This window comes from Streptomyces griseorubiginosus (assembly GCF_001514195.1).
Taxonomy (GTDB): Bacteria; Actinomycetota; Actinomycetes; order Streptomycetales; family Streptomycetaceae; genus Streptomyces; species Streptomyces griseorubiginosus.
This window is the reverse complement of sequence record NZ_KQ948738.1, coordinates 42754-57247: the sequence shown is the minus strand read 5'-3', so window position 1 is coordinate 57247 and position 14494 is coordinate 42754. Positions and strand designations below refer to the sequence as shown.

The 14494-nt window shown below is 73.3% G+C and carries 11 protein-coding genes; 5 read left to right on the top strand and 6 right to left on the bottom strand.

Annotated features, from left to right (window positions below; all coding sequences use genetic code 11):
- The first annotated feature begins 72 nt into the window (after positions 1-72).
- Positions 73-2529, top strand: a complete 2457-nt coding sequence (locus AQJ54_RS23030; RefSeq protein ID WP_248845416.1) for a hypothetical protein — start codon at positions 73-75, stop codon at positions 2527-2529.
- Here AQJ54_RS23030 and AQJ54_RS23025 read toward each other — a convergent pair.
- The 4 genes from AQJ54_RS23025 to AQJ54_RS23010 all read right to left on the bottom strand — a co-directional run bounded on the left by AQJ54_RS23025 (position 2499) and on the right by AQJ54_RS23010 (position 7247).
- The gene (locus AQJ54_RS23025) at positions 2499-4934 is read right to left on the bottom strand and encodes a right-handed parallel beta-helix repeat-containing protein (protein WP_062240578.1); all 2436 of its coding nucleotides are present in this window, start codon (positions 4932-4934) and stop codon (positions 2499-2501) included. The two genes, AQJ54_RS23030 and AQJ54_RS23025, sit on opposite strands and share 31 nt — an antisense overlap.
- A gap of 111 nt (positions 4935-5045) precedes the next feature.
- Complete coding sequence (locus tag AQJ54_RS23020; protein WP_062241269.1) at positions 5046-5651, bottom strand: Rv1733c family protein; 606 nt, start codon at positions 5649-5651, stop codon at positions 5046-5048.
- Positions 5652-5915: 264 nt separating this feature from the next.
- Positions 5916-6755: an MOSC domain-containing protein gene (locus tag AQJ54_RS23015; RefSeq protein WP_062240577.1), complete on the bottom strand. Its 840-nt coding sequence runs from the start codon at positions 6753-6755 to the stop codon at positions 5916-5918.
- 42 nt (positions 6756-6797) lie between these two features.
- Positions 6798-7247, bottom strand: a complete 450-nt coding sequence (locus AQJ54_RS23010; RefSeq protein ID WP_030326270.1) for a DUF6643 family protein — start codon at positions 7245-7247, stop codon at positions 6798-6800.
- Between the two features lie 294 nt (positions 7248-7541).
- On the opposite strand from AQJ54_RS23010, the gene AQJ54_RS23005 reads away from it, so the two are divergent.
- On the top strand, positions 7542-8795 hold the full coding sequence (locus AQJ54_RS23005) for a TerD family protein (protein ID WP_062240575.1): 1254 nt from the start codon (positions 7542-7544) through the stop codon (positions 8793-8795).
- A 13-nt stretch (positions 8796-8808) separates the two neighbouring features.
- On the opposite strand, the gene AQJ54_RS23000 is transcribed toward AQJ54_RS23005, so the two are convergent.
- On the bottom strand, positions 8809-10005 hold the full coding sequence (locus AQJ54_RS23000) for a glycosyltransferase (RefSeq protein WP_062240573.1): 1197 nt from the start codon (positions 10003-10005) through the stop codon (positions 8809-8811).
- A gap of 39 nt (positions 10006-10044) precedes the next feature.
- On the opposite strand from AQJ54_RS23000, the gene AQJ54_RS22995 reads away from it, so the two are divergent.
- On the top strand, positions 10045-10833 hold the full coding sequence (locus AQJ54_RS22995) for a glutamate racemase (protein WP_062026576.1): 789 nt from the start codon (positions 10045-10047) through the stop codon (positions 10831-10833).
- 206 nt (positions 10834-11039) lie between these two features.
- Positions 11040-11600 (top strand): hypothetical protein, encoded by a 561-nt coding sequence (locus AQJ54_RS22990; RefSeq protein ID WP_062240571.1) that lies wholly within the window; start codon positions 11040-11042, stop codon positions 11598-11600.
- A gap of 15 nt (positions 11601-11615) precedes the next feature.
- On the opposite strand, the gene AQJ54_RS22985 is transcribed toward AQJ54_RS22990, so the two are convergent.
- A complete protein-coding gene (locus AQJ54_RS22985) occupies positions 11616-12644 on the bottom strand; it encodes an O-antigen ligase family protein (protein WP_079069989.1) in 1029 nt (342 codons plus the stop codon).
- A 229-nt stretch (positions 12645-12873) separates the two neighbouring features.
- On the opposite strand from AQJ54_RS22985, the gene lnt reads away from it, so the two are divergent.
- Complete coding sequence (lnt, locus tag AQJ54_RS22980) at positions 12874-14487, top strand: apolipoprotein N-acyltransferase (RefSeq protein WP_062240570.1); 1614 nt, start codon at positions 12874-12876, stop codon at positions 14485-14487.
- The last annotated feature ends 7 nt before the right edge of the window (positions 14488-14494 follow it).

Genomic DNA, 14494 nt, shown 5'->3' with positions numbered 1-14494 from the left:
AACGCGACCGGCGGCGATCCTTGTGCCCGCACGGACAGATGCCGACGGCGCGTCACGGGGGAAGTGCGAACAGTGGAACGTGTCCCGATCAAGGGCACCGACGGCTCGGCCGTCCGGCCCGAGGACTCCGGCACCGCCCTGGAACTCCTGGTCCACGGAGTGGGCGGCACCACGCCGGACAAGATGCTCGACGACCCGCGCACGGTGCGGATCACCGGGGACGACGTCGCGGCCGTGTTCCGGCGCGCCGACGACGTCGACGCCGAGAGCAGGCCAGGATCCGGCCGCCCCGGCCCGGTCCCCGAGGCGTACGTCTGGTGCAACCTCACCTCCGGCAACGGCACCCGCGCCCTGTGGCTGCTGTTGCTGCCGTTCATGGTCGTCAACCTTGCCCACTGGATGCGCCCCACCGCGCGGCACAGGAAAAGGACCGTGCGATTGTACGGCCTGCTGGTGCGACTCGCCGGTCTGACCCTGACCGTGCTGCTGGTCGCCGCCGCCTGCGAGGTCGCCCTCGACCTCGCCGCCTGGCAGTGCGCGGGCACACGCGCGTGCGCCGACTCCCACTCCTGGCTCGGCTTCCTGTCACCCGGCGTGTCCGACGACGGCTGGTGGAGCAGGCCCGGCCGCCGCCTCGCCCTGGCCGCCCTCGTCCCGGCCACCCTCACCGGCCTCCTCTGGTACCTGTCCCACCGCACCTGGAGCGCCTACGAGTCCCAGCAACCGCTGTCCCACGAGGGCGAGGCCGAGGAGGACGACGGCCGGACCGCGCTGGGTCGGCCCGGCTTCTGGTACGGCCGCCGCCTGGTCGCCCGGCTGCGCGCCGCGCACACCGCGGCCGGCCTCCTGACGATCGCCGCCGCGGTCAGCTCGACGGCCGCCCGCTTCGACCGCGCGCCGGGCGGCCCCGCACCGCTGGACACCCTCGGCCGGCTCCTTCAGCTGAGCCTCGTCGCCGGCGGCGGGGCGGTCGTGTGGGTGGTGTGCCGCCGCGGCCGCAGCGAGCGGCACCTGGACCGGCAGCTCGACGAGCAGCTAGTACGACGCCTGCCGCTGACCGCTCTCGTCCTGCTCGCCCTCGCCGCGGTGTACGCCGGCTGGGAGCGGCCGGAATGGCAGTCGCAGGGCCGGCTGTCCGGGGACGCCACCTTCGGAGGCATCACCCTCGTCCAGGGCCTCCTGGTCATCGCGCTGGCCGTCGTCGCCCACCTGCTGTACCGCACGCACCCCGATCCGCGCGCCGCGATGCGGGGCCTGGCCGGACCCGCCGTCGCGATGCTGGCCTGCGCCCTGGGCGGTGTCATGTCCGGCGGCGTCTCGCAGCGCGTCGCGGACTGGCTGGACGGCACCGGCGCCACCATCCCCGGCCCACCGGTCCTGCTGACCTGGCAGGCGTCCGTGATCCCGCTGGTCCTGCTCGTGCTCCTGGGGCACCTGGCCTGGCTGGCCCGGCGGACCTGGCGATCGAGCCGGGCCCAACTGGCCACCGTGGAGAGCGAGTACACGGGCGAGCCGAAGGACGCGACACGCACCCGCCGCATCGCCAGGACCCGCGCGATGGCGGCCCTGACGGACCGGGGGCCGCGCCTGCTCGGCGTGACGGCCGCCAGCACCCTTCTCCTCGGCGCCGGAGCGCTCGTGGGCGCCCTGACCACCCGCAGGACCCCGGCCAAGGCCGCCGAGGGGGCGTACGCCTTCGTCGAGAGCGCCGCCGAGACCGCACAGGCTCTGGGATCCTGGCTGATCGGCCTCGGCTTCCTGCTGTTCGTCACCTGGGGCCGACGCGCCTACAAGGACCCCTCCGCCCGCCGCACCATCGGCATCCTCTGGGATGTCGGCACCTTCTGGCCGCGGGCCGCCCACCCCTTCGCCCCGCCCTGCTACGCCGAGCGTGCGGTGCCCGACCTGACCTGGCGCATCGCGACCTGGACCCGCACCACCCGCGGCCGACTCGTCATCTCGGGCCACTCCCAGGGCAGCGTCCTCGCCGCCGCCGCGGCCTGGCAGTTGGAGCCGTCGGTCCGCGCGCGGGTCGCCCTGCTGACCTACGGCTCCCCGCTCGAGCGCCTCTACGGCCGCTGGTTCCCGGCCCACTTCGGCCCGGCCGCCCTCACCGCCCTGCACCACGACGTGGACTGCTGGCGCAACCTCCACCGGCTCACCGACCCCATCGGCGGCCCGGTCCGGCTGCCCGGCGACTGCGGCCCCGAGGTGGACCGCGAGCCCCTCAGGGACCCCCTGGTCTACGGCCGCACCGATCTGCACCCGCTGCCCGCGCCCATCCTCGGCCACTCCGACTACCAGGCCGACCCCGCCTTCGCCGAGGAACGCGCGAAACTGCTGGGCCGACTCCAGCCGGACCTGCCGAGCCCGCGGGTTCAGGACGAGCGCGGTCCGCGGGCTCAGGAGGAGCCGAGCCCGCGGGTTCAGGACGAACCGGGCCCCCGGGTTCAGGACGAGCCGAGCCCGAGGGTTCAGGACGAACCCGGTCCGCCGGCTCAGGACGAGCCGGGCAGATCCTCGGCGTAGAGCAGCGTCAGGTCGTCCGTGGTCGGGTCGGCGACCTGCGCGACCCGGCTCGCGTGCCGCTCCACCATCGCCTCGAACGTCTGCCGCGCGGTACGGCCGTTGCCGAACGCGGGCCCCTTGGGCATGACCGTGAAGTACTTCAGCAGCGCCTCGGGGGCGCCCGGCGCCAGCCGGTACTCATGCTCCTCGGCCTGCTGCTCCACGATGCTGAGCAGTTCGTCCGGGTCGTAGTCGCTGAAGGTGATGGTCCGTGAGAACCGGGACGCCACACCCGGGTTGACCGACAGGAACCGCTCCATCTCGGCGGTGTAGCCGGCGACGATCACCACGACCGCGTCGCGGTGGTCCTCCATCAGCTTCACCAGCGTGTCGATGGCCTCCTTGCCGAAGTCCCGGCCCGAGTCCTCCGGCGACAGCGCGTACGCCTCGTCGATGAACAGGACTCCGCCGCGTGCCCGGTCGAAGGCCTCCTGGGTGCGGATCGCGGTGGAGCCGATGTGCTCGCCCACCAGGTCGACGCGGGACACCTCGACCAGGTGGCCCTTCTCCAGGACCCCGAGGGAGGCGAGGATCTCGCCGTAGAGCCGGGCGACCGTCGTCTTGCCGGTGCCGGGAGAGCCCGTGAAGACCAGGTGGCGCTTGACGGAGGCTGCCTTCAGGCCCGCCTGCTGGCGGCGCCGGCCCACCTCGATCATGTCGGTGAGCGCCCGCACCTCACGCTTGACACTGTCCAGGCCCACCAGCGCGTCGAGTTCACCGAGGACGGCCTTGGAGGCGCGCGCCGGCTTCTCCGGCTCCGCGGGAGTGGCAGGCGGCTCCTGCTCGGTGATCCGCTGCTCGGGGATCGCGCCGAGCAGCCCGGGGGAGCGGGACTCGGTCTGTACGGCGGTCTCCCGGGCCGCGGGCGGCGTGAGGCCGCCGCTCTCGTCGCTCGTGCAGTCCTCGACGACGGGCCCCGAACCGGCCGCCGCGTCGGGGGCGTCGGCGAACTCGTAACCCCCGCGCGCGCACCGTTCCGTACGGCACTTGCGCAGGGTCGAGCGGCTGCCGTCTATCACGTGGAAGCCGTAGCCGCCGCTGCCGGTCACCCGGCAGTTGAGGAAGCTGCCGCGGCCGCCCGCCGACACGTAGAAGCCGGCCTCAGCGGGGGAGTCGACGGTGCAGCGCTCGATCGTCGGGTCGGCGCCCTTGGTGACGATCACGCCGGTCTGGGTGCCGTCCACGGTGCAGTTGTTGAGGGTGCCGCCGCTGCCGTGGTCACGGAACCAGGCACCGGTGGCCGCGTCCCGGATCCGGCAGTCGTCCAGCTGCGCGGTGGCGCCGTCGCTCACGGACACGGCCGTGTTGCGGACCTGGGAGATGTCGCTGTCGACGACGTCCGCGCGCGAGCCGCGGTCCAGGACGAACAGCGCGTCCGGCACGTCGTGCACCCGGCAGGAGTCCAGGACCGCGGTGGCGCCGTCGCTGACCCAGACGGCCGGGTAGTCGCCGGTGCTGTCGAAGATCTCGCACTGGTTGGCGTCCACGCGGGTGCCCGGGTCCCACACCGACAGGCCGTTGCGCCCGAACTGGCGGACGGTGGTGCGGGTCAGGGTCAGGACCGAGCGGGAGCGCAGATCGACGGCGTTCTCCGGGATGTCGTGGATACGGCAGTCGGCCAGGGTCAGCACCGCGTCGGTGTCGAGGGTGACCCCGTCGGCCGTGGTGCGGTGCACATCGCAGTCGGTGAGGTGCGCGGTGGCCCGGCCGGTGATCTGGACCCCGCTGCCGCGGACCTCGTAGACCTCACAACCCACGGCCTCCAGCGCGGAGTTCTCACCGGTCGCCGCCAGGCCCGCGCCCGAGGTGTGGTGCACCCGGCAGCGCTCCAGACGGGGGTGGGCGCCGCCGCGCACCGAGACACCGGACTGGCCGGCCGCCACGATCTCGCACTCCTCGAAGACCCCGCCCGCGCCCTCGAGCACGGCGATGCCGATGCCCGCCGGGTTGTCGACGGTGCAGCGCCGCACGGTCGGCCGGGCACCGCCGCGCACCTCTATGCCGGCCGCGGAGCGGGTGACGACCCTGATGTCGGAGAGTTCCGGGGTGCCCTCCTCGACGAGCAGCGCGGGCGCGGCGGCGTCCTGGCCCTCCACGTGCAGGTCCTGGACGACCGCCGAGGCACGTACGGTCAACGGCACGCCGTCCACGGGCGCGATGCGCACGGATCCCGGCGAGCCCTCCGGGCCGCGCAGGGTCACCGCCCGCTGGAGCACGAGGTTCTCCCGGTAGGTGCCGGGGGCGACGGTGAGGACGTCGCCCTCGGCCGCGGCCTCCAGGGCGGCGGCGAGCGACGCGTACTCACCTGTGCGGCGCCGCCACCGCGATGTACCGGTGTGCGTCACCTGGACCGTGCCCTGTGCCATGGCGTTGCTGTGCCCCCACCTCGTAGTACGCGGGTTTGTGCTGCCGAAGAGGTTCGGCCGGTCCACCGTAGCGTGCGCGCGGGTGGTGGGTTGACCAGAGCCGTAAGGCCGTCAACTGCCGGTGCCGGTCCGGCCCCAGTCCGGGCCCGCGCTGTCCCAGGCCCGGTCCCAGTCGGCGTACCGGCGACGGACCATGCGCCACAGGGCCAGCCGCCGCCCGCCCTCGATCAGCCCGGCCGCCAGCAGGGCCGCGCCGATGCCGGCGAGCACGGCATGGGTGGTGGCGGTCGTCGCGTCCAGCGGGCGGGCCGCTATCTGCCCGTCATGGTCCGTCCAGATGTCGAAGTGGTCGCCGCGGTGCGGGGTCTGGAGGGCGGCCATGACGGAGCCCTGGTGGGTGGTGCCGTCCGGCGCGGTCCAGCCGGCCAGCACCTGGCTTCTGAGATCGCGCCCCGAGGCCGTCTCCGGGTCGGCGTCGAGCGGGGAGCGGTCCAGCTTGCGGATCACCGTCGCCGTCACCAGCTGCCGGGACTCACGCTGCTCCCGCACCGCCCGCTGGAGCGCGCCCTGAGCCACCCCGCCGACGAACGCGCCGGCCACCGGGGCGACCACCAGGATCAGCAGCAGAGCCATGAGACATACCCAGGCCTCGGCCAGGTCGGTCCCGCGGCGCAGCGGGTTGTGCCGCCACCGCCAGAGTCCGCTGATCGCTCGCACCGTCCGCACCCCCTTCCCGCTCCGTGATAACCCCCGGGAGAGGAATTCACGCGTGGCACCGGCCGAAGAGAGAGCCAAATCACCTGCGGCCGGGGCCTCTCATGAACTCCTCATGAAAGCTCCAACGCGCGGGCCCCCGAGCCGGGTTCCCGGCGATCGCACCCAGGTGGATCTTTGACGGAACTTTGTCCGCGACCGCCCCGGCAGCCCCTGGCCGCTCCGGCCAACCCCGGCAGCCTCGACCACCCCGACCACCCCGACCGGTCACCCGGTCTTCCGGTCGAGGACCCTGACGGGGTCACCGACCCGGATCGTGCCGCGGGACTCGGGCACGAGGTTCTGGCCGAAGACCAGGTTGCTGCCGAAGCGCCGGTGGCGGCCGAGCGTGTGCAGAGGCTCCTTGCCGCGCACTGCGCTCGACTGGTCGGTCGTCGTCACCACGCACCGGCCGCACATCTTGACCACCCGGAAGGCGATGTCGCCGATCGCGATCCTCGACCAGTCGTCCTCGGCCCAGGCCTCCGTGCCGCCCACGACGACGTTCGGCCGGAACCGGTTCATGGGCAGCGGACCGTCGGCGGCGTGCCGGCCCTCGGCGATCAGGGAGTTGAGGGCGTCCAGGGAGGCCGTGGAGGTGAGCAGCAGCGGATAGCCGTCGGCGAAGGAGACGGTCTCACCCGGCAGCGCGTACTCGGGATCGACGGGGCGGCGGGTGGCCGGGTCGTCCATGTGCACGAGGCGCGCCGGGACGCCCAGGTACTCGCTGCACCAGCTGTGCGCGGCCGCGTCGGCGGCGGGCACTCCCTCGACCTTCTCCCCGAAGAGCTCCAGCGTGACGGTGGTGCCCGGCGCGGGCGCGGGCACGGTCAGCGGCTCCATACCGGGCGCCGACAGCACGATGCCGCCGCCGGGCAGGAGCTCGGCGGCGGCCAGTGCGAGACGTGGCTGCTGTCGCTGTGTGACGACCTTTCCCCCGTCGTCGACCAAGGCCCAGCGCCGGTCTCCGGCCAGCCCCCAGGGCTCCACCTCGGCTTCCCGGGGCGCGAGACCCCGGAACGCCTTGACCGGATGGACGTGGATCGACAGCAGCTCGGCATTCCCCATGGAGCCATCGTGCCAGGTGGCACCGACAGTCCGGGAGGGGAATCAGTACCCGCGGTACTGCTGGTTGTTGTACGGATCCTGGTAGGGAGCCGCCTGGGCGGGTCGCGGGGCCGCGGGGCGCATCGCCTCGTAGCCCGTGCTCATGCCCATTCCCATGCCGGGCGCGGCCGGGCGGGGCTGCTGCTGCGGCCCCGGATAGCCGCGCGGTGCGGCGGCCTGCTGCGGGATGTACGCGGCGGGCGCCTGCTGGAGCGGCGAGGGCTGCTGCGCCTGCGGATAGCCGTAGGCGGACTGGGAGGGGCCCGCGGGCAGGGCGGGCAGGGCGGACGGCAGCGCCGGCAGGTGGCTGACCGGGACGTCGTACGCGGCGGGGACCCGGATCGGGGCGATCTGCGGGGTGCCCCGCTCGGCCACGAGCGAGTCGTAGATCGGAGTGTCCGGGAAGGAGGCGGAGTAGTAGCCGCCGCCATAAGTGGAGCGGGGGGAGGTCATGGCACATAAGTTAAGCCCACGATGTGCTGGTTGGGGAGACCGATAAGAGGGTTGTTTTCCGTGTCGGCAGTGACCCTGGATCCCCAATGCGAGCGAACTCGGCAAAATAGGACGCCAATCCGGGTTGAGGTCGTGTAAAGGCCGAGTTCCGAGGGGGTTACCGGTGGTTGACCGGCGATCTTGCTGTGCGCGGGATGGGAGTTCGCTGTCATGGGGGAATAGGTTGGGCGGGTAGCACACCGGTGGCCGCCGGGGCGTCCTGGCCTGCCGACACCCGAGGGGGCAGACATGTCAATGCCGAAAGGCTCGAACGTTCCCGTGCCCACGACGGCACTGCGCGTCGAATTGGGCTGGCGTTCCGGACCGGGGGTCCCCGACGCGGATGCCTCGGCCCTGCTCCTGGTCGGCGGAAAGGTCCGTTCCGACGCCGACTTCGTCTTCTACAACCAGCCCCAGCACGCCTCCGGCTCGGTCCGCCACGAGGGCAAGCGCACCGACGGCGGCCGGGTGACGGACACCCTGTTCGTCGACCTCGCGCGCGTGGAGCCCTCGGTCGAGACCGTGGTGCTCGCCGCCTCCGCGGACGGCGGGACCTTCGCCCAGGTCCCGGAGCTGTACATCGAGGTCCGCGACGCCGTGCAGGGCACCGTCGCCGCGCGGTTCGACAGTACGGGCGCCACCGTCGAAACCGCTTTCGTGCTGGGGGAGTTCTACCGGAGGCAGGGAGCCTGGAAATTCCGTGCCGTGGGCCAGGGCTACGACAGCGGACTGGAAGGACTCGCAACGGACTTCGGGATCACCGTGGACGAGCCCCAGCGGACCGCGCCTGTGGGCGAGCCTCAGCGCACCGCGCCCCCGGCGAGCCCACCCGCACCGGCCGCCCCGCCGCCCCCGCCCGCCGCGCCGCCCGTCCGCCTCTCCAAGGTCACGCTCACCAAGGCGGCCCCGTCGGTCTCCCTCACCAAACAGGGCGGCACCTCGGGTGCGATGCGGGTGAACCTCAACTGGCAGGTGCACAAACAGTTCTCCGGCTGGGGCAGCAAGCGCGGCCGCGCGGTGGCCATGCACGCCGACCTCGACCTGGACCTGTGCGCCCTCTACGAACTCGCCGACGGCCGCAAAGGGGTCGTACAGGCGCTGGGCAACGCCTATGGAGCCCTGCACCAGCCGCCGTACATCCATCTCGACGGCGACGACCGCACCGGGGCGGTGGCGAGCGGCGAGAACCTCACCGTGAACCTCGACCACCAGCGGGACTTCCGGCGCATCCTCGTGTTCGTCACCATCTACGAGGGCGCGCGGTCCTTCGCCGACCTGCACGCCACCGTCACGCTCCAGCCGCAGCACGGCGCCCCGATCGACTTCTCCCTGGACGAGTGCACGGTGCCCTCGACGGTCTGCGCGCTGGCCCTGATCACCAACACCGGCCACGACCTCGTCGTCCAGCGCGAGGCCCGCTACCTGGTGCCCGACCGGGGAGTGAGCCCGCAGCGGACCGTGGACCAGGCCTACGGCTGGGGCATGAACTGGACACCGGGCCGCAAATGAGGCTCTGACCGCTTCACCTCTCCTCACCGACCACGGCGTCCGGGCGGGCGTAGGTACGGCCCTTCCAGGCCGCGCCGCGCCCCCGGTAGTGCTGCACCGCCGAGTCGACCGTCATGAGGAGGTAGAGGAACGCCGTGAACGGCAGGAGGGGCGCGAGCCAGAGCGGCTGCCGGTAGTAGCGGAGGATGGGGACGTACGTCCCGGTCATGACCAGCCATGCGCATCCGCCGAGCAGCACGGTCGAGGTGCCGCCTGTCGCGAGGCCGACGACGACGGCGAGCGGCGGGACCAGATAGACCAACGCCAGTCCGAGGACCGTGCCCAGCAGGACCAGGGGGTGGTGGCGGAGCTGGGCATAGGCGCTGCGCGACACCATCCGCCACAGGTCGTGCAGCCGGGGGTAGGGGCGCACACTGTCCACCCGCTCGGCCAGCCCCAGCCAGATGTGTCCGCCGCCGCCCTTGACCGCCCTCGCGAGGGCCACGTCGTCGATGACGGCGTGCCGGATGGCGTCGGGGATCCGCGCCCGCTCGGCGGTAGCGGCGCGCAGCAGGACACAGCCGCCCGCCGCGGCCGCCGTCCGCGCGCCCTTCCTGCCGATCCGCCGGAACGGATACAGCTGAGCGAAGAAGTAGACGAACGCCGGCACCACGAGCCGCTCCCACAGACTCTCCACCCGCAGCCGGGCCATCTGGGAGACCACGTCGAAGCCCCCGCCGTGCGCGGCGGCGACCAGCCGGCGCAGGCTGTCCGGCTCGTGCGCGATGTCGGCGTCCGTCAGCAGCAGGTACTCGGGACCACGCGCGCGTGCCAGGCCGATGCCATGGCGCACCGCCCACAGCTTGCCGGTCCACCCCGCGGGCGGCTCACCCGGAGACGACACGGTCAGCGGCAGCCCGCCCGCGCGGCGGGCCAGCTCGCGAGCCAGCTCCCCGGTGCCGTCCGAGCTGCCGTCGTCGACCAGGAAGACCTCCGCGCGTCCCGGATAGTCCTGCGCCAGGAGGGACGGAAGGCTCGCGGGCAGCACCTCCGCCTCGTCGCGGGCCGGGACCACCACACCCACCGACGGCCAATGCGCCGGGTCCCGCTCCGGCGGCAGCCTCACGTCCGTGCGCCAGAAGAAGCCCTGGAAGAGCAGCAGCCACAGCCAGGCGGCGAGGGATACGGCGGCGGTCCACACGATGGCGCTCACGCGCGCAGTCTGCCCCACGGCAGCGGCCCCCAAGGGCTCATCGTCTATCGTGGCCGGGTGAAGATCGCGCTCTTGGACTCCGGAATCGGTCTGCTCGCGGCCACCGCCGCGGTACGGCGACTGCGCCCCGACGCCGATCTCGTGCTCTCCCTCGACCCCGACGGCATGCCCTGGGGACCGCGGACCCCCGAGGACATCGTCGGGCGCGCGCTGGGCCTCGCCGAAGCGGCCGCCGCGCACGGCCCCGACGCGCTGATCATCGGCTGCAACACCGCCACCGTGCACGCCCTGACCGCTCTGCGCGCCCGCCTCGAACCGGACCTGCCGGTCATCGGCACCGTCCCCGCGATCAAGCCCGCCGCGGCCGGCGGCGGCCCCTTCGCCATCTGGGCCACGCCCGCCACCACCGGCAGCCCCTACCAGCGCGGTCTGATCGCGGACTTCGCCGACGGCGTGCCCGCCACCGAGGTGCCCTGCCACGGCCTCGCCGAGGCGGTGGAACACGCCGACGAGGCCGCGATCGACGCCGCCGTCGCCGCGGCCGCCGCCCTCACTCCCGAGGACGTGACGACCGTCGTCCTGGGCTGCACGCACTACGAACTGGTCGCCGAGCGCATCCGGGCCGCCGTACAGCGTCCCGGCCGCCCGCCGCTCGTCCTGCACGGCTCCGCCGGGGCGGTCGCCGCCCAGGCGCTGCGCCGGCTCGGCGAACAGCCGGCGCCCGAGGCAGCGCCCACCGGCACCCTCACCGTGCTGCTGAGCGGCCGAGAGGGCACCGCGCTGCCCGCGCCCGCCCTGGCTTACGAGGAAGGCCGACTGCTGCGCACGGCCACGCCCGCCCGCTGAGCGCGCCGAGCGGCCGGAACGTTTCACCGGCCAGCTTGAGACCGAGCGCCGCGGGACTGGAACGTTACGTCGGTCGACCGAGGGCCGATTGCCGTTTGCCGTGGAACTGTCCACGGCCATTACCGCCCGGCCGGAATGCCACGCTCAGCGCGGTCACTCTCCGCGACGAACTACCCGCGGGGCGAAACCTGAGTAATCTCGTACGCATGAGGGACCACCCCCGGGACTACCCCCACGGCGAGCAGACCTCGCACCACGCCGACGTCTGGACCGGTCGCGCGTCCAACCGGATCCAGTGGCTGCTCGCGCTCGGCGGCGCGGCGATCGTGGCGCTCGGCGTCGAACTCGCCGTCGACTCGGCGTGGACCTCCGGTGTCGCCCCTCTCGTCATGTCCGTGGTCGGCTGCATCGCGGCCGGACTGCTCGTCCTCTTCCTGACGCTCGCCTTCGTCCATGTCGCCCTCAAGGTCGACACGGACTCCCTGGAGGTGCGCTGCGGCCACATCGGCGTGCCGCGCCGCCGGATCCCGCTGGCGCATGTCACCGGAGCCGAGTTCGTCGCGCACGTCACCCCGCGTCAGTGGGGCGGCTGGGGCTACCGCTGGCGGCCCGAGAAGGGCACCGCGGTCGTCGTACGGCGTGGCGAGGGCGTGGTGCTCCAGCTGTGGGACGGCCACACGTTCACCGTCACCGTGGACGACGCCGAGGCCGCCGTACGCATCATCCGGGACCGGCTGCGGCCCGGGAGCACGGCCCCGCGACGCTGAGTCCGGACCTGTCCCTCATCGCGGAGCCGACTCCTCGGTCAGCGGGTGGGCCGTCGCCAGGCCCGCCAGGAGGCCCGCACCCACCGACACCATGGTGAAGCTGAGCGCGTTGCCGACCGCGGCGATCCCCGCCAGCGCCGTCAGGGCCGCGCCCGCCGTCAGGACGATCGGGGTGGAGCGCCGCGAGCGCCACAGCGCGTACAGCAGCCAGCAGAAGGCCGCCGCCAGCAGCACCACCCCGACCACGCCCTGCTCGGCGGCCATCTGGAGCGGCGCCGAATGCGGTTTCCCGTCGGGCAGCAGCGAGCCGGCCGCCGTGCCGCTCAGCTCCCCGAAGCGCCCCGGTCCCACACCGAGGGCGGTGTTCTCCCGGGCCATGCGCAGGGCGTCGTGCCACAGGTCGATCCGGTGCGGGGTGAGCTGCCCGCGCAGCGACTCGGTGAGCCCGTCCGGCACCGCGCTCCCGGCGACCGCCCAGGTCAGCCCGGTCACCGACATCGCGGCCAGGACGAGACCGAGGAGGCCGGGGCCCCGGTGGTCCATCCTGCTCGCCGCGAGCGAGCACAACAGCACGGCCAGACACGTCACCAGCCCGGAGACCGAACCCAGAACCGCCGAGGTCACCGCGATGGCGACGGCCAGCAGCCGCAGAAGGAGCCTCAGGACGGGCGATCCGGTGGTCCAGGCGGCACAGCACGCCGCACCGGCGGCCAGGGTCAGCAGTGCGGCCGTGGCGCCCGCGTGACCGAGCGGCGCGACGATCTCGGGGCCCGGTGCGAGATGGGGGAGCCCCACCGCGAGTCCGAACGCGGTCACCGCGGCGGCACAGGGTGCGGCGACCGGCAGCAGCGCCCCCGAGATCCGGCCCGCGGCGTAGCCCGCGGACACGGCCAGCAGGGCGAGCAGAACGCCCTCCGGACGGCCGTCGTGCACGGCCGCGGTGATCAGCGACCAGGCGGCACAGGCCCCGAGGACCAGGACGCCCACCCCGTCCGAAGCGTTGCGTCTGTCGCCGTCCGCCGCAGCACCGGCCACAGACGTCATCCCCGTGGAACCCACCCCGCCCCCCGAACCCCGGTCCCCCGACCTGTGGCCCGCCGCCCGGACACCCGCGCGACGAGGACTCCGGCACACCGTAACGGCTGAAGGTCGATTTGTGGACGAGTTGCGCCGGGTTGCCCGGCAGCGGCACGGTTCGAGCGGTCCGGGGGGACCCCGGTCACCAGGCGGACCGCGCTGTCGACGCCAAGGTCAACCGCCGTACACTCCCGGAGTGACCGTCACCGCAACCTCCGTGGACGAGTCGGACCAGCTGGAACCGCCGTCCGCACCCGCCTCCCGCTGGGCCGCCCGGCTCCGCCGTCTCCTGCCGGCCGCCGCCGCGGCGCTCTCCGGAGTGCTCCTCTACGTCAGTTTCCCGCCCCGCACCCTGTGGTGGCTGGCCCTGCCCGCCTTCGCGGTCTTCGGCTGGGTGCTGCGCGGCCGTGGCTGGAAGGCGGCCTTCGGTCTCGGTTACCTCTTCGGACTGGGCTTCCTGCTGCCGCTGCTGGTGTGGACCGGCGTCGAGGTCGGCCCCGGCCCGTGGCTGGCGCTGGTCGCGATCGAGGCGATCTTCGTCGCGCTGGTCGGTGTGGGCGTGGCCGCGGTCTCCAAGCTGCCCGGCGCCCCGGTGTGGGCGGCCGCCGTGTGGATCGCCGGCGAGGCGGCACGCGCGCGTGTGCCGTTCCACGGCTTTCCCTGGGGCAAGATCGCGTTCGGACAGGCCGACGGTGTCTTCCTGCCGCTCGCCGCGGTGGGCGGCACACCCGTGCTGGGCTTCGCCGTCGTGCTGTGCGGATTCGGCCTGTACGACGTCGTCCGGCTGGTCGTGGAGCGGCGGGGGACCGGGGCCGTACGACGCCCGGCGGCCGCCGTGGCCCTGCTGAGCGTGGTCGTACCGGTGGTCGGGGCGCTCGCCGCCCGGGGCCTGGTGAGCGACAAGGCCGAGGACGGCACCGTGACCGTCGCGGCCATCCAGGGCAACGTGCCGCGCGCGGGTCTGGACTTCAACGCTCAGCGCAGGGCCGTGCTCGACTACCACGCGCGTGAGACGGAGCGGCTGGCCGCCGAGGTGAAGGCCGGCAAGGTCGCGAAGCCCGACATCGTGCTCTGGCCGGAGAACTCCTCCGACGTCGACCCCTACACCGACCCGGAGGCGGCGGCGACCATCGAGCAGGCCGCCCAGGCCATCGACGCGCCGATCTCCGTCGGCGGAGTCGTCGAGCGCGGCGGCAAGCTCTACAACGAGCAGATCCTCTGGGACCCGGTCAAGGGCCCCACCGACACCTACGACAAGCGGCAGATCCAGCCGTTCGGCGAGTACCTCCCGCTGCGCTCGCTCGTGGGGGCGATCAACAAGAACTGGACCTCCATGGTCCGCCAGGACTTCAGCCGCGGCACCAAGCCGGGTGTGTTCCGGATGGCCAACGCCAAGGTCGGCCTGGTCACCTGCTACGAGGCCGCCTTCGACTGGGCCGTGCGCTCCGAGGTCACCGACGGCGCCCAGCTGATCTCCGTGCCGAGCAACAACGCGACCTTCGACCGCAGCGAGATGACCTACCAGCAGCTCGCGATGTCCCGGGTCCGCGCGGTGGAGCACAGCCGGACCGTCACCGTCCCGGTGACCAGCGGCGTCAGTGCGATCATCATGCCGGACGGGAGGATCACCCAGAGGACGGGCATGTTCGTCCCCGCCTCGCTGGTGCAGAAGGTGCCGCTGAGGTCGTCGGAGACCCCGGCCACCCTGATGGGCACCCTGCCCGAGATGCTCCTGGTCCTGGTGGCTGCCGGCGGTCTCGGCTGGGCGATCAGCGCCGGGGTGCGGGGGCGTCGTACCGGGGACGTGTAGGGCGTAC

What these genes read in the sequence shown, in the direction of transcription:
- AQJ54_RS22990 (WP_062240571.1), top strand. Translation starts at nt 11,040, where the DNA reads ATGAGGGACCACCCCCGGGACTACCCCCACGGCGAGCAGACCTCGCAC.
- AQJ54_RS23010 (WP_030326270.1), bottom strand. Translation starts at nt 7,247, where the DNA reads ATGACCTCCCCCCGCTCCACTTATGGCGGCGGCTACTACTCCGCCTCC.
- AQJ54_RS23015 (WP_062240577.1), bottom strand. Translation starts at nt 6,755, where the DNA reads ATGGGGAATGCCGAGCTGCTGTCGATCCACGTCCATCCGGTCAAGGCG.
- AQJ54_RS23005 (WP_062240575.1), top strand. Translation starts at nt 7,542, where the DNA reads ATGCCGAAAGGCTCGAACGTTCCCGTGCCCACGACGGCACTGCGCGTC.
- AQJ54_RS22985 (WP_079069989.1), bottom strand. Translation starts at nt 12,644, where the DNA reads ATGACGTCTGTGGCCGGTGCTGCGGCGGACGGCGACAGACGCAACGCT.
- AQJ54_RS23025 (WP_062240578.1), bottom strand. Translation starts at nt 4,934, where the DNA reads ATGGCACAGGGCACGGTCCAGGTGACGCACACCGGTACATCGCGGTGG.